This window comes from Nitrospira moscoviensis (assembly GCF_001273775.1).
GTDB classification, from domain to species: Bacteria; Nitrospirota; Nitrospiria; order Nitrospirales; family Nitrospiraceae; genus Nitrospira_D; species Nitrospira_D moscoviensis.
In genome coordinates, this window is record NZ_CP011801.1 from 1,407,367 (window position 1) to 1,426,320 (window position 18,954).

General features: G+C 57.7%; 16 protein-coding genes and 2 CRISPR repeat arrays. Of the genes, 12 read left to right on the forward strand and 4 right to left on the reverse strand.

Features of this window, described 5'->3' with window-relative positions:
* The first annotated feature begins 126 nt into the window (after positions 1-126).
* The 12 genes from NITMOv2_RS06890 (at position 127) to istB (ending at position 15,512) form a co-directional block, all read left to right on the forward strand.
* A complete protein-coding gene (locus tag NITMOv2_RS06890; RefSeq protein ID WP_053379164.1) occupies positions 127-819 on the forward strand; it encodes a vWA domain-containing protein in 693 nt (230 codons plus the stop codon).
* 15 nt (positions 820-834) lie between these two features.
* Positions 835-1,191, forward strand: a complete 357-nt coding sequence (locus NITMOv2_RS06895; protein WP_053379165.1) for a hypothetical protein — start codon at positions 835-837, stop codon at positions 1,189-1,191.
* Between the two features lie 35 nt (positions 1,192-1,226).
* On the forward strand, positions 1,227-1,796 hold the full coding sequence (locus NITMOv2_RS06900) for an ORF6N domain-containing protein (RefSeq protein ID WP_053379166.1): 570 nt from the start codon (positions 1,227-1,229) through the stop codon (positions 1,794-1,796).
* Between the two features lie 258 nt (positions 1,797-2,054).
* On the forward strand, positions 2,055-2,648 hold the full coding sequence (gene cas6 / locus NITMOv2_RS06905; RefSeq protein ID WP_053379167.1) for a type I-MYXAN CRISPR-associated protein Cas6/Cmx6: 594 nt from the start codon (positions 2,055-2,057) through the stop codon (positions 2,646-2,648).
* Positions 2,645-4,891: a CRISPR-associated helicase/endonuclease Cas3 gene (locus NITMOv2_RS06915; protein WP_083447828.1), complete on the forward strand. Its 2,247-nt coding sequence runs from the start codon at positions 2,645-2,647 to the stop codon at positions 4,889-4,891. The genes cas6 and NITMOv2_RS06915 overlap by 4 nt, the downstream gene beginning before the upstream one ends.
* Entirely contained in the window at positions 4,879-6,450 is a 1,572-nt protein-coding gene (gene cas8a1 / locus NITMOv2_RS06920; protein ID WP_187299391.1) for a type I-MYXAN CRISPR-associated Cas8a1/Cmx1, read from the forward strand. The genes NITMOv2_RS06915 and cas8a1 overlap by 13 nt, the downstream gene beginning before the upstream one ends.
* Complete coding sequence (locus NITMOv2_RS06925) at positions 6,447-7,391, forward strand: DevR family CRISPR-associated autoregulator (RefSeq protein ID WP_053379171.1); 945 nt, start codon at positions 6,447-6,449, stop codon at positions 7,389-7,391. The genes cas8a1 and NITMOv2_RS06925 overlap by 4 nt, the downstream gene beginning before the upstream one ends.
* 20 nt (positions 7,392-7,411) lie before the next feature.
* Positions 7,412-8,041: a type I-MYXAN CRISPR-associated protein Cas5/Cmx5/DevS gene (cas5, locus tag NITMOv2_RS24930; RefSeq protein ID WP_420799893.1), complete on the forward strand. Its 630-nt coding sequence runs from the start codon at positions 7,412-7,414 to the stop codon at positions 8,039-8,041.
* Positions 8,020-9,690, forward strand: a complete 1,671-nt coding sequence (locus NITMOv2_RS06930; RefSeq protein ID WP_053379172.1) for a type I-MYXAN CRISPR-associated endonuclease Cas4/Cas1 — start codon at positions 8,020-8,022, stop codon at positions 9,688-9,690. Before cas5 ends, NITMOv2_RS06930 begins: the two co-directional genes overlap by 22 nt.
* Positions 9,691-9,693: 3 nt before the next feature.
* A complete protein-coding gene (gene cas2, locus NITMOv2_RS06935; RefSeq protein ID WP_053379173.1) occupies positions 9,694-9,987 on the forward strand; it encodes a CRISPR-associated endonuclease Cas2 in 294 nt (97 codons plus the stop codon).
* Positions 9,988-10,256: 269 nt separating this feature from the next.
* Positions 10,257-12,931: direct repeats of the CRISPR family, unit length 36 nt; unit sequence GTGATGACCTATGAGATGCCGAAAGGCGTTGAGCAC.
* A gap of 278 nt (positions 12,932-13,209) precedes the next feature.
* Positions 13,210-14,748: an IS21 family transposase gene (gene istA / locus NITMOv2_RS06940; RefSeq protein WP_145976116.1), complete on the forward strand. Its 1,539-nt coding sequence runs from the start codon at positions 13,210-13,212 to the stop codon at positions 14,746-14,748.
* Entirely contained in the window at positions 14,748-15,512 is a 765-nt protein-coding gene (gene istB / locus NITMOv2_RS06945) for an IS21-like element helper ATPase IstB (protein ID WP_053378012.1), read from the forward strand. The genes istA and istB overlap by 1 nt, the downstream gene beginning before the upstream one ends.
* 101 nt (positions 15,513-15,613) lie before the next feature.
* A CRISPR array of direct repeats spans positions 15,614-16,005; the repeat unit is 36 nt; unit sequence GTGATGACCTATGAGATGCCGAAAGGCGTTGAGCAC.
* Positions 16,006-16,288: 283 nt separating this feature from the next.
* On the opposite strand, the gene NITMOv2_RS06950 is transcribed toward istB, so the two are convergent.
* The 4 genes from NITMOv2_RS06950 to ligD form a co-directional block, all read right to left on the reverse strand.
* Positions 16,289-16,474: a hypothetical protein gene (locus NITMOv2_RS06950; RefSeq protein ID WP_053379174.1), complete on the reverse strand. Its 186-nt coding sequence runs from the start codon at positions 16,472-16,474 to the stop codon at positions 16,289-16,291.
* A 5-nt stretch (positions 16,475-16,479) separates the two neighbouring features.
* Entirely contained in the window at positions 16,480-16,959 is a 480-nt protein-coding gene (locus tag NITMOv2_RS06955; RefSeq protein ID WP_053379175.1) for a GNAT family N-acetyltransferase, read from the reverse strand.
* Positions 16,960-17,048: 89 nt separating this feature from the next.
* Positions 17,049-18,041 (reverse strand): ATP-dependent DNA ligase, encoded by a 993-nt coding sequence (locus NITMOv2_RS06960; RefSeq protein WP_083447830.1) that lies wholly within the window; start codon positions 18,039-18,041, stop codon positions 17,049-17,051.
* Positions 17,983-18,945 (reverse strand): non-homologous end-joining DNA ligase, encoded by a 963-nt coding sequence (gene ligD / locus NITMOv2_RS06965; protein WP_053379177.1) that lies wholly within the window; start codon positions 18,943-18,945, stop codon positions 17,983-17,985. Before ligD ends, NITMOv2_RS06960 begins: the two co-directional genes overlap by 59 nt.
* Positions 18,946-18,954 lie beyond the last annotated feature (9 nt).

The window sequence follows — 18,954 nt, forward strand, 5'->3', positions numbered from 1 at the left end:
ACCAGATAGACCAAATAGACCAGATAGACCAGATAGACCAGAACACGTTCTGTAGAAAATGACCTCGGATGTCACCTCGCCGTGTGAAACTGGGCGCCGTCGGCTCATCACACAAGGAGGCATGCCATGGAATCACAGCAGGACCGCAAGGCATCCATGAATCGTGAAGGTGGGGGAGCAGCCGCCTACGTCACGCTGATTCTCGACGAGACCGGCTCCATGCAGCACTGCAAGGGCGCCGCGATCGCCGGGTTCAACGAGTACCTGAAAACGCTCAGGCAGATGCGCACGGACGTCCGCTTCACATTGACGCTCTTCAACTCCGGCAAAACGGAAGTCCGGTATCGCAACGAGCCGGCGGCCCAGGTGGCCGATCTCACGGAGCAGACCTATCAACCGGCGGACACCACGCCTTTGTACGACGCCATCGGCAGGACGTTGACCGCCGCCGGCCAAGAGGCGCCGGCGGAAAGCAAGAAGCTCTGTGTCATTTTGACCGATGGATTGGAGAACGCTTCGCGCGAATACACCCGTAACGACGTCGCTCGCATGATCAAGCTGTACGAACAGCGCGGCTGGATCTTCGTCTACCTCGGCGCCGATCACGATGCCTGGGCGGCCGGAAGATATCTGGGACTCTCCCGCGACAATACCGCGCAGTTCTGCAAGCAAGAGACGGGACCGGCCTTCGACCGATTGGCGCAGGCCACCGCCGCGTTTCTCAGCGCGGAGCCCGGCACAGCGAGCCGAGGCTTCTGGAAAGAGCCGGCTGCGGAGCCTAAGAATTCCGTCGATCCGGACGGCAGTACCCAATCGTAGGAAAGGGAGGAAGCCATGGCGACACGACTTGTCCTCGTCCTGATCGCGCTGGCCGGCGCAGGACCGGCCGCCGCCGAAACGGGCTTCGATCCGCGCTACGAGCGGGACTACAACATCTTTACGCCGACTCAGCGGTACGCGCCGGACAATCCGCTCAATCCCGCCAATGCCTATGCGCCCGACAATCCGTTCAATCCGGTGAATAAATACGATTTCGGGAATCCGGCGAACCCCGTCAACAAATACAGCCCGAGCAATCCCTTCAATCCGGCGAATCAGTACCATCCGGACAATCCATTGAACCCGGCGAACCGGTACAACTTCAGCGTGCCGTTCGCGCCGTTGGATGGGGGGAGCGGAAGGAAACGGTAGTAACGGTGAAAATAGTGCGGCATGCGGCATGAGCGATGGGAAAAAGACATCTTTCATCCTCCGTCGTTCAATTTGACGGACTGATTCGAGAAATTCGCGGCCAGAAGGTCATGCTCGGCGACGATCTGGCCCGAATCTACGGGGTGGAAACACGTGCGCTGAATCAAGCCGTGAAGCGCAACAGCGGGAAATTTCCGCCCGATTTCATGTTCCGGCTCACCCCGGCGGAAGCGGCGGAGATGCGCCGTTCAAGATCACAAGTTGTGATCTTGAAGCGAGGGCACAATATCAAATACCTGCCCTACGCATTTACTGAGCATGGAGCGATCATGGCCGCCAACGTGCTGAACAGCCCACGTGCCGTGCACATGAGCGTCCTTGTGGTTCGTGCGTTTGTTCGGATGCGGCAGGTGCTGGCCGCGCATAAAGAACTTGCGGCCAAGCTGGCGGAGTTGGAGCGGAAGCTGGGGACCCATGACGAGCAGATTGAGTCGATCTTTGAGGCCATTCGGCAGCTCATGAGCCCGCCATCTTCACCGGGTCGCCGCATAGGATTCGATGTGAAACCCGGAGAGGTCGGCAAACCGAAAGGGCGGGGAAGATGAACGTGCCGTGCGCATTGTTAGTGGGAAAGAGTCCGGGCGGGAGATGAGAGGAGTGGTTTGGGGGGATAACGGATGAACCAGGAACGAAACTTTTCTCAATGGTTCAAACAGGCGACGGGGAACGAGCCGTATCCGTATCAGACCCGGTTCGCCTGCAAGCCGTCGTTATTCCGAAAGCCCTCGCCCCTGGTGGGAGAGGGGAGGGGTGAGGGGGTGTTGAGCCGTTTCGCTATTCGTTTCTGAAGCGGGAGAGCTTCCATGCCAATGATTGATCTTGCATTCAGGCTGATGGGAATGCGGATACCGGTGGATCACGGCTACGCGGTCTATGCCGCAATCAACCGGGTTGTGCCAGAGCTGCACGATGCCAAGGACATTGGGGTTCATCCCGTTCGCGGGCGATTCGATGGCGATGGGTGCTTGCTGCTGTCTCCAGCATCGAGGCTGATCATTCGCACACCGGACGACCGGATTCGCGAGTTCCTGAAGTTGGCAGGCAAGACGCTGGAAGTGGATGGCCATCGGTTCCGTCTCGGGGTGCCGGAGTTGCGGGCCCTTCGATCGGCCGTGGCGCTCGTTGCGCGCTTGGTGACCATTAAGGGGTTTATGGAAGCAGGGGAATTTATCGAGGCGGCTCAGCGTCAGTTGGAAGCTATGAGTGTGACGGCCGCTCTCCAACTGGGCGAGCGTCGAACATTGCGGATCAAAGACAAGCAAGTGGTCGGCTTTGAAGTGCTTGCTTCGGAATTAGATGTTGAAGGATCGATCAAACTCCAAGAAGCCGGCATCGGCGGGCGACGGCGGATGGGTTGCGGTGTGTTTGTGCCGTTCCAGAGGACGGTTCAGCAATGATTTCACCATATCGACACCTCTTGGCGAAGAAGAGTAGGTCACCCGACGCTCCGAATCCCAGTGAAACTCTACCTGGGCACATACTGGAAGTCGTCAAAGTTTCAAAAGTCTTGGCCGAATCCTGGGGCAATGTCTTTTTGGACTCGATGAGCCTCCCATTGTCTTGGGAGAACCGCTTACATGAAGCCGTCACTCGCGGGGCATTTCTTCACGATCTTGGTAAAGCGAATCATCAGTTTCAGCGTCTCCTCCGACAAGGACCGACCCCACCACAGGCTTTTCGGCACGAGTGGGTAAGCCTTTGGGTCCTTCTGCGTCTCCCTGTGCTGGATGTGTGCCTGTTTCCTGATGGAGATGATGTGAAAAGAAAAGCAGCTCTCTTTGCGGCAGTTGGGCATCATCTCGAAGTTGAGAATGGAAGCGCACTCGCACCACGGGCTGGAAGTGGCAACTCCAGAGTGATGGTTGCGATGGGTCACCAAGATGTATCCAGCCTTCTTCAGCAAACTAGCAAGGAATTAGCTCTCGGCGATCACTCGCTGTCACTTCAGGATTTGGAAATTGATCTCCTTGAGGATAGTCCGCTTTCGGAAGTCCACCAGTGGATGAACGATGCTTGGCACTGGTGGCAACAGGCTTCACCTGAAGAGCGCAAATTCATCGCTTTGGTTAAGGCCTTAGTGATCGCCGCAGATTTGGCCGGCTCCGCACTCCCGCGTTCGGGATTCAGCGCTGTGGACTGGGTGAAAGAAGTCCTCTCACGAACCTGCTCTAAGGGCAATATGGAAAGGCTGGCGATCCAAAGGTTGAAGGGAAGAACGCTTCGGTTCTTTCAGTCGGCAGTTGCCAATAGCCCATCCAGAGTCACTCTTGTACGTGCAGGATGCGGTACAGGCAAGACAACGGCTGCGTACCTATGGGCTAGCCGTCATGAAGGCCGGAAGCTGTTCTTTTGCTATCCGACGACAGGGACGGCCACGGAGGGCTATGCCGACTACGTGTTGCCGGACAACGTGGAAGCGGCGCTGATTCATAGCCGATCAGAGGTAGATTTAGAGGATCTGCGAGGTGCGCCGGACTACGAGGGCGACTTTCAGACTCGGTTGGAGGCCCTAGTTAGCTGGGATGTGCCATTGATCGTTTGTACCGTAGATACAGTCCTGGGACTCGTTCAGAACAACCGTCGCGGACTGTTCTCGTTTCCGGCCATCGCGAACGGCGCCTTTGTGTTTGATGAAGTGCATGCCTATGACGACCGGATGTTCGGGTCATTGCTCAGGTTTCTTGATGCCTTTCGTGGTGTCCCTGTTCTCTTAATGACGGCTTCGTTACCGAAAGAACGGTTTGAAATGCTGAAAAAGCTCACGGCTGGTCTCGGTGAGCCCCTGGGAGAAATCGAAGGGCCAAGCGAGCTCGAGACAATCGCGCGCTATGAGCTTCGGCCCGGTTCTCTTGAGGACGTTTGGACCAGGATTCACCAACTACTCACCCAGGGCGGAAAGATTTTGTGGGTCACCAATACGGTGGATCGAGCTGTGGCATTTTTCCAGGAGGCTTGTCGCAGAGGCTTTAAACCTGTGGAGGTATACCACAGTCGGTATCGCTACTGTGATCGAATGGCTAAGCACTGTGCAGTCATTGAAGGATTTCATTACAACACTGAACCGATTCTGGCCATTACCACCCAAGTCTGCGAAGTCTCCTTGGACCTCTCTGCCGATCTCTTAGTCACTGACCTGGCGCCAGTCCCCTCACTGATCCAGCGGCTGGGTCGCTTAAACCGATATGTCACTCCGGAAGCGTCTGCGGAGCCGAAGACCGCCATCGTATTGGAGCCGGGAAGCGCGCTGCCATATGACGAGCAGGAGATCGCAGCGGCGCGAAGATGGCTCGACACGGTCTGCGACCGACCTGTATCCCAAGCCGATCTCGCTCAGGCATTTTTGAGAAGCTGCAGCAGTCGGGAAGCGCAGGGGGAAGTATCATCAGCTTGGTTGGATGGCGGGCCGTTCAGCACCACAGCGCCGCTTCGTGAACCAGGCGCCACGATTCCGGTGATTCGCTACGAGGATAAGGAAGCGGCGCAAGCCAATCGCAAGCAAGTTGTACGTCTGAGCATTCCAATGTTGCTTGGGCCTGTTGCAAAGGAAGTGGAGTCATGGCCCAGGCTGGGAGTTGCTAGGGTCGCGCCGCAAGGCCGGATTGAGTACTCCGAAGAATGGGGAGCGGCATGGCAAAAGTGAAGTCTGATCAGCCCAAAGAAATAGTACTCGATCTCTTCAGTCCAGGGATGACTGCTCTCCATCGTGTGGGATTGGCCGGCCTCTGGATGACACTGAAGAGGTTTGAGGCAGAGAAGGTAAAAATCCCCGGTGGCAGCTGGGATTTAACCGACCATAGCGTCACGCTGAACTGGAAAGACAATGCACGTCTCTTCTTTGACGGCCTATTCAAACAGTCGTTCAGAATAGATAAGAACGGTGTGATCTATTTCTCGGCACTGGGAGATTCCTTTAGCTATCTTCAAGCTGCGGTGCTGCTCCACAAAGCAATGTTGGGAACATTTCTCCAACATGGCAAGACGCGAAAAGGCGACCCGGCCAATAAACCCACTGGCGCTCTTTCTGTCGAGGTGGATGATATAGCCCTGACACTCCGGTACCAGAAAATCAAATCATACACACATCAAGCGGCTTCGATTGAACTTGTAAATGAAGATGGGGATCCTCGTGTAGTTCGGCTCGCCGGTTGGCATTTCCCTGGAGGAATCGTCCGTCATGTGGGTTTGGGGGAGAGCTCCACGGCATTGGAAGAACCGCCGGAACGATCCATCCCACTGCTGTATGCGCCAGTCGGTGGCATTTACTTTCAGATAAAGCGATTCAGCGCGGGAGCGCGGCCTCTATATGCATTAGTGGTTCCGGAAATAACGAATCTGGAACAGTACGCCAAGGCACGCACAGTCTTTTTGCATCACGGCGTCAAGGAACTGTTGGCCAGTGGTACGGCCGATGCAGGATGGCGAGTTCTCGCAACGATTCATGCTAAGGGCCTGTTGCATTCCCTCACCGCTCCCACCTGTCGGGTCATTTCGTTCGGTACGGTTGCTTGGTCGAAGCAGCAGAAGACGCGGGTTGACCTCTATACAGTCCGGGCTCATCACGAGGACCGACTCCGTGTGTACAGGCTCTGTCTCCAGGTGTTTTTGCCTCGGCTCGTCAAGCCGAGCAATGGGGAACCATTCTGGGATGTGCCACAGGTTCCTGATCTGATTGCTCGAAATTTGAATGGTGGCTGTCCCTGGTATGAGAGATTTAGCGATTTCGTCGCTGATCAGGACGTTCGTAAGCACGTATTCCAGTATGAAAGGGAGGGATTGAATAAGATGATCACTGAAGCGGGTTTTGACGAAGAGCGAGAGCGGATCTTTGTTCATGCGTGTCATGAGGCGTGGCGTCGCAGATTAGGCCAACTTGGGGAGCGAGCGAGACGTGAACGAGCGTCGTTCACTGATCTTACCAGCCGTGAGTACGAGCGAGTGCGTGTTGGGTTTGCCCGGTGCAAGAACGCAACGACGCTACGCGAGACAGTAACTGACTTCTGGGCACGAGCTGGAGGTCCGCTCCGAGACCTTCAAGCTGGCTGGAAAGAAGTCCTGCCTTTATTTGACGAGAGGAACTGGCGCAAAGCCAAGGATCTGGCTTTATTGGCTTTGGCAAGCTATCAGCCAGCGACCAGAGAGGAAGCGGAGGCGCTGGTTTCACCAGGAGTTGACCACACGGAAGGAGGAGACGCGCAATGAGCAAGCATCTTTTTGGACTGGTGGTGACCCATCACGGAACAGCGGCCAACAATCGCGGCGAGAATGAGGGCAACATTACCACGCTTCAGAAGATTCTCTGGAATGGCGAGGTCCATACGACTGTCTCTGCCGAGGCCATTCGATGGGCCATCCGCTACTATTGGCAAAGGGTCGGCAAATCTGTGAACCGGAAATGGGATGAGGATGCCAATGACCATCGCTGGGAAGATGAAGACTGGCTGCCATGGACCGATCCGCAGGGAAAAGGCAAGGGGAAGCAAACGTTCATTGACGACGACGTGCTTGGGTTCATGTTAGCTGAGGCTGGCAAGGCCGAGGGAAATGAGGCGGAAATCGCTGAAGGTAAGGGAAAAAAGAAGTCGCGCGTGAAGGGTACCTGCGACAAACGTCGGGGGGCACTGGAGGTGACCCGTGCGTTATCTTTGACGCCCTTTGCCGGTGATATCACCTTCAACGCAAAGAGCGGACAAAAGACTTCGACAAGTCTCTATGGAACGGAAGTGCATGCGACCCGTTACCAATATGGCTTTGTGCTCACGCCGGAATGGCTGAGAGACAAGTCCCGGACCCTCGATGTGGTGGATGCGGTCGTCTCGCTTGCCGAAGTGGCGGGCAATCAAAGCCGATTCCTGTTCGATTTTTCTCCTGATGCGGTCATCTTTCGCTGGACCGATGATTTCGCTCCACGGTTTTTGTACGGCTTCACCGTAGGCGACGGAACAGTTGCAATTCGCCAAGAGGTGTTGGATCGAATCAAGTCCAAAGACATCGCTGCAAATGAGATTGTGGTGGGCGGCTCTATTGCTACAACTGCTCAAGGTACGGCCTTGAAAGAACAAGGGGCTGTTGTCTTAGACGGCGTGAAAGCTGCCGCTGATGAGGTCAAACAGCGTATCCGCAGAGATCTCGAGCTCAAGTGAGGGAAGAGTCCATGGAAGCTATGGCGCTCTATGTTTCTATTCCGATCGCCTCGTTCCGTGCGCCTCAAGCGAGAGAGTATTTTGAAACGCTTCCATGCCCACCACCCTCCACTGTGTATGGGATGTTGCTGTCCCTGGTGGGGGAACCAGACCGCCTCCATCATGTAGGGGCACAAATAGCCATCGCGCTACTCTCCGTGCCTGAACGCTCTGTCGTTCTTCGGACGCTGTGGAGGGTCAAGACGAGAAAATACGGACCGGGGATCGGTGAAAACAGGCGTCCTGATTTTCAAGAGCTGCTGACCGCAGTGCGCCTGGCGGTCTGGGTCCGGCCTGGAACCACGGAGGCTTCATCTCCGCGCTTGGCCGACCGTGTCCGCGCAACACTAAATCGGCCTGCTGAGATCAATCGATTCGGCGGACTCTGCCTTGGAGAGAGCACCCATCTCGTGGATGAAATTCGCTCATTGCGTCCCGCAGACTTTCAAGAAAGCCGGTTCCTCGTTAGAGATCGAAAAGGCGACTTGGCGTTGCCGGTGTGGCCTGATCATGTCGGTTCGGCGAGGACCAAATGGCAGCAGTATCGGTTGGTGACAAGACATCTTAGCCAGGGGCCTGAGGAAGCAGCATGGACCCCGATTCTCAGTTGAAACCAAGCAGTGTAGCCGAGGCGGGACCTCCCCTCCGCGTTATGGCCTTGCACGCCTTGGCCTATTGTGAGCGGCTCTTCTATCTGGAAGAAGTTGAGGAGATTCGCATCGCTGATGAAGCCATCTATGCCGGACGGCGCTTGCATGAAAAACTCACAGCGGATGAAGGAGAGATTGTCAGCCTCGTGCTTGAAAGCGAAGCGCTCGGTTTGAAGGGCAAGGTTGATTGCTTGCGGCGGCGCGACGGGCAAGTGATTCCCTACGAACATAAGCGTGGGCGAGCGGCAAAGAGCGACGATGGGCCACAGGCCTGGTCCAGTGACCGGCTCCAGGTGTGTGCCTATACGCTGCTGGTCGAAGAGCATTTAGGCACCACGATCGAGGAAGGCCGCATCCGCTACCATGCCGACAACGTCACAGTGCGGGTTTCCGTCGATCAGGCCGCGCGTGATGAAGTCCGCAAGGCCGTCGCCCGCGCGCGGGCATTACGCCAATCGGTGGAACGGCCTCCGATCACGGAGAACGAACGTCTTTGTGCACGATGTTCTCTTGCGCCCGTGTGTTTACCGGAAGAAGAACGACTGGCACGTGACGAGGAACGTGAACCGATCCGATTGTTCCCGCCAGATCGCGAGCGTCAATCGCTCCACGTGACGGAGCACGGAGCTCGACTGACGAGGGCAGGGGATCGATTAGTGGTCGTCCCGCGTGAAGGTGAGAAGACGGCCTTCCCTATTCGAGACATCGGTGAGGTGATTATTCATGGGCACGCGCAGGTGACGACACAGGCCATCCATCTCTGTGCGCACCACGAAGTGGGACTGCACTGGTTGACAGGCGGTGGAAACTATGTGGGCGGTCTCGTCGCGGGGGTCAGTCCCGTTCAGCGGCGAATCCGGCAGTACGAAGCATTGCGCGATCCTGGTCTGGCGTTTCGTCTGGCCAAGCGACTTGCACTTGCGAGGGCTGCCAGTCAGCTTCGGTTTCTGCTTCGTGCTTCGCAGGGGAGCGATCGGGAGGCGAACGGTGTACAAAAGGCCGTGGCCGCAATCCGTGTTGCACTGGCTGCGATGGGTCACGTTGAAGGAATTGATTCCTTACGGGGACATGAAGGCGAAGCTGGTCGAGCGTACTTTTCAGGACTTCCCGGCATCCTGCGGAAGGACTTGGATTCACGTTTGATCTGTACGGGGCGATCACGCCAGCCGCCGCAGGATTGCTTTAACGCAGTACTGAGCTTTGGCTATTCGTTGCTCTATAAGGATGTGCTGCAGGCCATTGTCGCGGTCGGTTTGGAACCGGCGTTTGGTTTCTACCACCGGCCACGGTCGTCGGCGCACCCTCTTGTCTTGGATGTCATCGAGGAATTCCGCGTGCCGATGTGGGACATGCCGGTCGTAGCGTCGTTGAATCGTCTGCAATGGGACCCGGAGGCGGATTTCACAAAAGCCGGCCCCCAAGTGTGGCTCAGTGAGACAGGCCGGAAGAAAGCCATCGAAGTGTACGAGCGGCGCAAGGAAGATCAGTGGAAGCATCCAGTAACCGGCTATTCATTGTCTTACGCCCGATTGATTGAGTTGGAAGTGCGCCTCCTGGAGAAAGAGTGGGCGGGAGAACCAGGCCTGTTTGCTCGACTGCGATTGAGATGACCTATGGCAGAAGATCGGGCCTGGTACTTGATCTGCTATGACATCCGCGACCCTAAGCGGTGGCGGCGCGTGTTTAAGCTGCTGAAAGGCTATGGGCATAGCCTTCAGTACTCCATCTTCCGCTGTCGGTTGACTAAGCGCCAGATCGAACAGTTGCGTTGGGAATTGGCGACTCTGCTCGATCCCGTCGATAGCCTGATGGTTGCAAGTCTGTGTCCAGGATGTGCTTCTCGGATGGAGGTTCAAGGAGGGAAGGGTGACTGGGATTCCGAGCATGAGAAGTTCAAGGTTCTTTGAATCGGCTCTCAGATATGCGTTTCATGTATCGATCGGTGTGTAATGGGTGCAAGGGGTTCTCAGTTCGTAAGTATTCGCGGAGTCTCGATAAAGAAAGAGAAGTAATCGATTACGATGCCTGAATGCGGGAAGTGGCTTCATGAATCAATGGGATCGAAAGGAAAAGGAAGAAACATCACGAAGCTCCATTCGCGAAATTGTCTGAAGGATAGGGATACTGGAACTCTATCTCAAAGAATTCAGGAATCATGCGCAGTTCGTCAAATGCGGTGATGACCTATGAGATGCCGAAAGGCGTTGAGCACAGAACCTCCTTATGGGTTAGTACCTACGTATTATTGTGATGACCTATGAGATGCCGAAAGGCGTTGAGCACAAGTTGATGGAGTTGACTGACCAGTCGGTGTGACGTGATGACCTATGAGATGCCGAAAGGCGTTGAGCACTAATGAGCGAAGTTACGTTTACGGTTGGCAATACGGTGATGACCTATGAGATGCCGAAAGGCGTTGAGCACCAGCACGTCGATGAGTTCGGGGACCGCTACCTGATGGTGATGACCTATGAGATGCCGAAAGGCGTTGAGCACAAGTTCGGCGATCCGAAGGCGAGCCCCAACGAGCGGTGATGACCTATGAGATGCCGAAAGGCGTTGAGCACATCCCCTGCACCACCGGCACAATCGTGTCAGGCCGTGATGACCTATGAGATGCCGAAAGGCGTTGAGCACAGCTTTTGCGCCCCCGGCTGGAGCAGGGTCGGCTTATCGTGATGACCTATGAGATGCCGAAAGGCGTTGAGCACGAAACCTGTTGTGAAGCTTAGTGAGGGCACCCCTCCAGTGATGACCTATGAGATGCCGAAAGGCGTTGAGCACTAAGTAGTGATGTAAGCCCATTGTCAGGCCCCTGGTGATGACCTATGAGATGCCGAAAGGCGTTGAGCACTAGTCGAGGCTGATGACCGGCTTGCCGTCCTCACGTGATGACCTATGAGATGCCGAAAGGCGTTGAGCACTCGAGCTGGAAGTCTCATTTGACGACGGCGCTACTGTGATGACCTATGAGATGCCGAAAGGCGTTGAGCACCTGGAGCAGCGCATCACGGTAGAGCAGTCGGCACCCCGTGATGACCTATGAGATGCCGAAAGGCGTTGAGCACAAGACCACGCAAGAGCAACAAATGAGCGGCGCGCGGGTGATGACCTATGAGATGCCGAAAGGCGTTGAGCACATCTCCCTGACAGGGGATGGGAGTCGGTCAAGATCGGTGATGACCTATGAGATGCCGAAAGGCGTTGAGCACTAGGAGGAATCCGTGGCGAATTCTCAAGCAATCTGTGTGATGACCTATGAGATGCCGAAAGGCGTTGAGCACATCTACAGGCTGTCCTTGTCGGTGATGGTGAGATGTGATGACCTATGAGATGCCGAAAGGCGTTGAGCACACCGCCACCACCGCACCCACCAAGCGCCGCCGGCGTGATGACCTATGAGATGCCGAAAGGCGTTGAGCACTCGGTGGACAGATTCCCCACCAGCGCGCCCGTGCCGGTGATGACCTATGAGATGCCGAAAGGCGTTGAGCACCGCAAGCGCGCACAGTTCGTGAGCCTGCAGGATCCGAGTGATGACCTATGAGATGCCGAAAGGCGTTGAGCACGTGTCCACCGCGCCGATAAACCCGGCCTCCGTTTGGGTGATGACCTATGAGATGCCGAAAGGCGTTGAGCACATCTGGCTGGGAAACGTGGCCTTCATGGCGTCGAGTGATGACCTATGAGATGCCGAAAGGCGTTGAGCACGACGAATACCACGAGAGGGTACCAGGAGGTATGGAGTGATGACCTATGAGATGCCGAAAGGCGTTGAGCACAACGTCAACGGAAGGCTAAGGCGGCCGTCTGGGCGGTGATGACCTATGAGATGCCGAAAGGCGTTGAGCACGGCGCCAGGTGTATCGAACACCTGCAGATTGCTCGTGATGACCTATGAGATGCCGAAAGGCGTTGAGCACGATTGTCATCCCGACACGATCCGGCGTAACATCGACGTGATGACCTATGAGATGCCGAAAGGCGTTGAGCACGATACAGTGGCAAATAACGTGACAAATCAGGCCAGTGTGATGACCTATGAGATGCCGAAAGGCGTTGAGCACTCTAACCAGGAGGGGCGCTATGTGTCCACGATGTCGTGATGACCTATGAGATGCCGAAAGGCGTTGAGCACATGAGCGTGATGGCGTCCACTATAGCTTCTCCCGGTGATGACCTATGAGATGCCGAAAGGCGTTGAGCACGTGAGTATCATGGCTCCACCCCCATCGGCTGAATCGTGATGACCTATGAGATGCCGAAAGGCGTTGAGCACCTTCCCGTCGTAGCCGGTCAGTTTCTCGCCGCGCGTGATGACCTATGAGATGCCGAAAGGCGTTGAGCACGTGACAGCCCCGGCCAGCGGGACGACGTTGACCAGTGATGACCTATGAGATGCCGAAAGGCGTTGAGCACCTCATAAGGCGCAGCGTGGACTTCTTCACGCTCTCTGTGATGACCTATGAGATGCCGAAAGGCGTTGAGCACTAGTCCTTCACGTACTGCCGCGCGGAGTACTGCGTGGTGATGACCTATGAGATGCCGAAAGGCGTTGAGCACACGGATCAAGAAAAATCAGACGCGCGAAAGATCGGGTGATGACCTATGAGATGCCGAAAGGCGTTGAGCACAATACCGGGAGCTGATCGCGCGCGAAGCCGACGCGGTGATGACCTATGAGATGCCGAAAGGCGTTGAGCACCCGAACTCAGCCTCGACCGCAAACTCGGGAGGCTCCATGGTGATGACCTATGAGATGCCGAAAGGCGTTGAGCACCGGGAATGCGCGGCCAGCAAATCGATGAAAAAACCGTGATGACCTATGAGATGCCGAAAGGCGTTGAGCACAAGGAAGTCGAACAGTGCGTATTCCGACCCAAGCCGGCCACTGATTCCGACGCAAGTCGGCCACCCATTCCGACGGAACGCGGCCACTGATTCCGACCGGAAGTCGGCCACTGTTTCGAGTCTCCTCGGAATCGGTGGCCGACATCCCTCGGAATAAGCCGGCGATCCGCCACGGGCTCCTGTCGGAGCCGCCCGCGACACAGGTCCTCCTCAACCTGGGTATCGTGTCCCCTCCATTTACTAGGGGGGAGGGACTGATGCCAGCGGAGCGAGTGACCATGCGAAAAATCAAAGACCTATTGCGACTCAAATGGGCTTGCGGGCTCAGCAACCGACAAGTCGCGGCCAGTTGTGGGGTGGCGCGCAGCACGGTGGCGGAAACGCTCTATCGCGCCACGGCGGCTGGGCTGTCCTGGCCGTTGCCGGAAGAGCTGGATGACGCGCAGCTGGAAACCCGGCTGTATCCGGCGGCCCCCTCGCCGACCAGCCCGCCGCGGGCCATGCCGGACTGGGCCACGGTGCATCAGGAATTGACGCGCAAGGGCGTGACCCTGGCGCTGCTGTGGCAGGAATACAAAGCGCAGCACCCCGACGGCTATCAGTACAGCCGCTTTTGTGATCTCTACGGGGCCTGGCGCGCCACCCTGGATCGGTGTCTGCGGCAGGAGCATCGGGCGGGCGAGAAACTCTTCGTCGATTATGCCGGCCAGACCGTGCCGGTCCAGGATCGGCAGACCGGGACGATTCGACAGGCCCAGATCTTTGTCGCGGTTCTTGGTGCATCGAGCTACACCTATGCCGAGGCGACCTGGACCCAAACGCTCCCCGATTGGACCGGCTCGCATGTCCGGGCCTTCGCCTTCTTGGGCGGTGTGCCGGAAATCCTCGTGCCCGATAATTTACGCAGCGGCGTCACCAAGGCCTGCCGGTATGAACCGGAGCTGAACCCCACCTACGCCGATCTGGCCCGGCACTACGGCGTCGCGGTAATCCCGGCGCGGGTGCGCAAACCGCGGGACAAGGCCAAGGTCGAAGCGGGCGTGCTGCTCGTCGAACGCTGGATCCTGGCCTGCCTGCGGCATCACCCCTTCTTCAGTCTGGCGGAGCTCAATACGGCCATCGCCGCCTGTTTGGACCGGCTGAATCGCCGGCCCTTCAAAAAGCTCCCTGGCTGTCGGCAGTCCCAGTTCGAGGCCGTGGATCGGCCGGCCTTGCAGCCGCTGCCGACCGAGCCCTACGTCTATGCCGAGTGGCGGATCGCCCGAGTGAATATCGATTCGCATCTTGAGGTCGAGGGCCACTACTACAGCGTCCCCTCCGCCTTGGTCCATCAGGCCCTGGATGTCCGGCTCACGGCGGCCACCATCGAGTGTTTCTACAAGGGGCAGCGGGTGGCCAGCCATATGCGGAGTGCCGAGCGCGGCCGCCACACCACGGTCACCGCGCATCTCCCCTCGGCGCACCAACGCTATCTGGCGTGGTCGCCCTCCCGGCTGATCCAGTGGGCGGAGACCGTCGGGCCCGCGACCGGCACCGTCGTGGCCGAACTCCTGGCGCGGCGGCCGCATCCCGAACAAGGCTATCGCTCCTGTCTGGGGATTCTCCGCCTGGAGCGGACGTACAGCGCAGCGCGGTTGGAGGCCGCCTGTCGGCGGGCGCAGGTGCTGGAGGCGTTCACCTATAAGAGCGTGCAGTCCATTTTACAGACCGGCCTCGACCAGCAGCCGCTCCCCGAGCCGGTTCCGACGGTCCCACTCCCGCATGCGCACGACCATCTGCGCGGCACCACCTATTATCAACAGGAAGGAGGGTTCTGATGTTACGTCATCCCACACTCACGGCGCTGGAGGCGATGAAGCTCACCGGCATGGCCACCGCTTTGGCGGAACAACTGGAGATGCCTGAGGTGCAGCGGCTCAGCTTCGAGGAACGACTGGGGCTGCTCGTCGATCGCGAGTGCACGGTCCGGGACAATCACCGGTTGGCGCGGCGGCTGGCCCAGGCCCGGTTCCCCGGCAGTGCCACCTTGGAAGATCTCGATTATCGCCATCCGCGGGGGCTGGAGAAAAGCGTCATCGCGTCCCTGGCTACGGGGCAGTGGATTCGTCAGCATGACAATGTGTTGATTGTGGGGCCCACCGGCGCGGGCAAGACGTATCTGGCCTGTGCGTTGGCCCAGATGGCTTGCCGGCTGGGCTGCTCCGCCTTGTATTTGCGACTGCCGCGGTTCTTCCGGGAGCTGGCGGTGGCCAAAGGCGATGGCCGCTATGGGCGCCTGCTCCGGAGTCTCGCGAAGACGGACCTCGTGGTCCTCGATGATTGGGGGCTGGCTCCCTTAACTGACGAACAGCGCCGCGATCTGTTGGAACTCCTTGATGATCGCCACGGGCGGCGGGCCACCCTCGTGGCCAGTCAACTCCCGATCGATCACTGGCATACGGCGATCGGGGAGCCGACGCTGGCCGATGCCATTCTTGACCGGCTCGTGCACAACGCCTATAAGATCACGCTCAAAGGAGAATCGATGCGCAAACGGCTGGCAAAATCGGACGGAAGTCGGCCACTGAAGACAGACCACTGAGGCCCTGCGTCGCGGGGCTCCGAGGGGTGGCCGGATTCGCTCGGAATCGGTGGCCGGATTCAGCGGAATACACAAGAACAGATCAAGAAGCGCATGCTTGAGTGATGACCTATGAGATGCCGAAAGGCGTTGAGCACCACAGGGCGACGAGAAACCCCGAGCCGATCTCACCGGTGATGACCTATGAGATGCCGAAAGGCGTTGAGCACGCGAGCAAGACCTTCATCAAGGGTCTGTCACAGAGTGATGACCTATGAGATGCCGAAAGGCGTTGAGCACAGGGTCCTCCAGGCATTGCCCACGCGCGCCGGCGGTGATGACCTATGAGATGCCGAAAGGCGTTGAGCACATATGACAAGCCCCCAAACACTACCATCGACACCACTGTGATGACCTATGAGATGCCGAAAGGCGTTGAGCACGTGTCCATGATGCGTTCCAATTGATCCAACCAGCGGTGATGACCTATGAGATGCCGAAAGGCGTTGAGCACTCGCTGTAATATGACCGACCACATAGGACACACCGGAAGCTGGAAAATGTACCGGGAGTCTTTGTTGTGGCTTGTTGCCCCGAGAGTCGGCCCTGTCTAGTCCGCATGATCGTTCAGTAGGCCTTCTGGAAATCCGGTTTGCTCAACACGCGCGCAATGTCGATGCGGGTCCCGGACCGTTTGAAGACCACCCGATAGTCGTCTGCCCATAGTCGTACAACAGTTGCTTAAAGCCCTGCAATTTCTTGATCCGTTTTCCATCGCCAGATCGCGCTGTGCCTTCTCAGACAGGAAAACCTGATAGGTCACGCGGTACGGGCTTTCTTTTCGTACATTTGGCCTTGTAATCGGACAGGGATATGGAGAAGCCGGCGCGAACGTCTTTCAACCCTTCTTCGATCTTCTTCCGCAGCTTGGGGCTATGGGCCAGCAAGGAATCTTCGATGTAGTCGCTTGGCGTCTCGGTCATGCAGGTCATCCGTTCTGAAGTGGCGGCGCCGGCTCGCGATATTTGGCGAAGCAGATCAGATCCAGATGGTGATAGTGGTTGGGCAGCACGGTTTCCGCCTTGTAGCCCAGGTTCAGGAAGAACTGAATGTTCCTCGCCGTGCGCAGCATGGTGCAGGCGTAAAACTTGTGGGCGTCGGTCGTGACCCGTTCGATCTCCCGGATCAGCGCTTTTCCCACGCCATGGCCCTGATGGGCTGGACTCACCGATAACAATCGCATCACACAGACGCCGGCCACGGTCCAGAACCGCACCGATCCCACGATGGCGCCGTCTGCTTCCGCGACGAGGATCCGTTTCTCCCTGGCATCCTGTCTCAGGCTCTCGATCGTTTCCGTGGTCCACGCGCTCGTTTCGTACAGATTGGTGTATTCGCCGAACGCGGCCTGCTGCACGGTGAGGATGGCCTCGAAATCAGCTTCGGTGGCGGGCCTGATGCGCATCATCGGCGCCTCAACGAGTCGGTCTCATCGCGCGAGGAAACGCGATCGTCCTCGGTTCTGCGCATCCTGCCTTATGCGTGGGGAATCTTCAATCACCGAGACAGCTGCTCCATCGTGCATTGCTTCGGTGACTTGTCGGGGCGGAAGCGGATGAGTTTCGTGCCGTGGCGGAAGTGATTGTCGGTGACGTGGTCGAAACTCACTTCCACGACCAGTTTCGGCAAGAGCGGCTTCCATTGGGCGGACCGTTCCGTCGACCACCGGCTCGGTGCGCCCGGCGCATTTCCGGTAAATCCCGGTTCCTGAATGAGCTGTTCAAGCTGCTTGGTCAAGGCTGGTTTCTCGGCCTTGGGAATGCCCGACGTAAAACCGACATGGTTCAAGCGCCCCTCGTTGTCGTAGAGGCCGAGGAGGAGAGAGCCCACTTCGTGTGAATCAGCGCCGTACCGAAACCCGCCCACCACGCAATCCGCCGTGCGGATGGCTTTGTATTTTTGCATCACCCGTTCGCCCGGCACATACCCATCGGTCATCTTTTTTGCGACGATGCCGTCGATATACCAACCGGTTGAATTAAGCCATGTCATGGCTTCCGTGAGGGAATCCGTCTGCGGCGACAGTTTGATGGCCTTGTCTTTTGCGTAATACGTCTTCCAGAACCGCTCCAGCAGCACGCGGCGTTCCGACAACGGCGCCGACATCATGTTCACGCCTTCGTCTGTTTCGAGAAGGTCGAAGATTACGAACGTCGCCGGTTGCTTCTCCGCCAGCATCTTGACCCGGCTCGCCGCCGGGTGGAGGCGCAGCTGGAGGTCGGAAAACGAATAGCCGTTTTCCCCTTCGACCAATAACTCTCCGTCGAGGATGAACGTTTGCGCCGCCAGGTTCTCAAGACGGCTCACGATGTCGGGAAAATAGCGCTCCAGCGGCTTTCCGGATTTGGACCGCAAAGTCACGCGGTGCGCTCGCTTGTCGGCCAGGCAGCGAAAGCCGTCCCATTTCGGTTCGTACCGCCAGTCTTTCCCTTCAGGCAGCCGATCGACGAGGAGCGCTTCCATCGGGACTATCGTCGGCGTGCGTGGCATGCACGTGCATCCTTTCTGGCGTCGATCTCGGGAGGCGCTGCTTGGGCTCGGCCTGCTGAACTGCATGCCCCTGTATTCGTTTGAGCACCGCCTCCATGTCGAATTGGTTCGCGCTGTGGAGTGCCGTGAGTTCGTGCCATTCAAGCGGCACGGCGACCGGCGCGCCCGGGCGGGCGCGCAGTGAATAGTCGGCAATGCCCGTGGCGGTGTAATCGTTCCGGAAGAAGTCGATGAGGATTTTCCCCCTGCGCTTGGCCTTGGTGATCGTGGCCACGTAGGTGTCCGGCGCGTCCTGTACCATCTGATGCGCGAGAGCCCTGGCCCAGTCCTTCACTTCGTCCCAGGGGCTCGCGGGCGCCAGCGGCGCCACGACATGCAATCCCTTGCCGCCGGTGGTTTTTAAAAAACTGTCCAGCCCTGCTTGCTTGAGCCGCGTTCTGATTTCCAGCGCCGCTTCCTTGACCTTCGCGAACGGCACGTGCTCATCGGGATCCAGATCGAAGATCATCCGGTCGGGCATATGGATAGTATCGATCGTGGCGCCCCAGGGATGTATCTCGATGACCCCTACCTGGATCATCTCCATGATCCCCTGCGCGTCCTCCACATAGATGTACTTGTAGCTGCGGCCTTTATACTCCCAGGAGAACGGATGGACATGCGGGCCTAACCCGAAGCCCACATTGCGCTGATAAAAACAATCGGCCTTGACGCCGCTGGGACAGCGCACCACCGTGATGGGGCGGCTGCGTATGTCTCGCAACAGGAACGGCGCGACGGCCGCGTAGTAGCGAGCCACCTCGCCTTTGGTGATCCGCCCTCGCTCAAATACGATGCGGTCCGGATGGGTGATGCTCACGCCATGGAGGACCAGGTCTTCTTGGGCAGGTGCGTTCTTCTTCATCCCTCTTTT

Bases quoted from the DNA above. Each gene is read 5' to 3' on its own strand.
- cas6 (WP_053379167.1), top strand. From the start codon at position 2,055: ATGCCAATGATTGATCTTGCATTCAGGCTGATGGGAATGCGGATACCG.
- NITMOv2_RS06925 (WP_053379171.1), top strand. From the start codon at position 6,447: ATGAGCAAGCATCTTTTTGGACTGGTGGTGACCCATCACGGAACAGCG.
- NITMOv2_RS06930 (WP_053379172.1), top strand. From the start codon at position 8,020: ATGGACCCCGATTCTCAGTTGAAACCAAGCAGTGTAGCCGAGGCGGGA.
- NITMOv2_RS06955 (WP_053379175.1), bottom strand. From the start codon at position 16,959: ATGATGCGCATCAGGCCCGCCACCGAAGCTGATTTCGAGGCCATCCTC.
- cas5 (WP_420799893.1), top strand. From the start codon at position 7,412: ATGGCGCTCTATGTTTCTATTCCGATCGCCTCGTTCCGTGCGCCTCAA.
- NITMOv2_RS06950 (WP_053379174.1), bottom strand. From the start codon at position 16,474: ATGACCGAGACGCCAAGCGACTACATCGAAGATTCCTTGCTGGCCCAT.
- NITMOv2_RS06900 (WP_053379166.1), top strand. From the start codon at position 1,227: ATGGGAAAAAGACATCTTTCATCCTCCGTCGTTCAATTTGACGGACTG.
- NITMOv2_RS06915 (WP_083447828.1), top strand. From the start codon at position 2,645: ATGATTTCACCATATCGACACCTCTTGGCGAAGAAGAGTAGGTCACCC.
- ligD (WP_053379177.1), bottom strand. From the start codon at position 18,945: ATGAAGAAGAACGCACCTGCCCAAGAAGACCTGGTCCTCCATGGCGTG.
- istB (WP_053378012.1), top strand. From the start codon at position 14,748: ATGTTACGTCATCCCACACTCACGGCGCTGGAGGCGATGAAGCTCACC.
- NITMOv2_RS06890 (WP_053379164.1), top strand. From the start codon at position 127: ATGGAATCACAGCAGGACCGCAAGGCATCCATGAATCGTGAAGGTGGG.
- cas2 (WP_053379173.1), top strand. From the start codon at position 9,694: ATGGCAGAAGATCGGGCCTGGTACTTGATCTGCTATGACATCCGCGAC.
- NITMOv2_RS06960 (WP_083447830.1), bottom strand. From the start codon at position 18,041: ATGCCACGCACGCCGACGATAGTCCCGATGGAAGCGCTCCTCGTCGAT.
- NITMOv2_RS06895 (WP_053379165.1), top strand. From the start codon at position 835: ATGGCGACACGACTTGTCCTCGTCCTGATCGCGCTGGCCGGCGCAGGA.
- istA (WP_145976116.1), top strand. From the start codon at position 13,210: ATGCGAAAAATCAAAGACCTATTGCGACTCAAATGGGCTTGCGGGCTC.
- cas8a1 (WP_187299391.1), top strand. From the start codon at position 4,879: ATGGCAAAAGTGAAGTCTGATCAGCCCAAAGAAATAGTACTCGATCTC.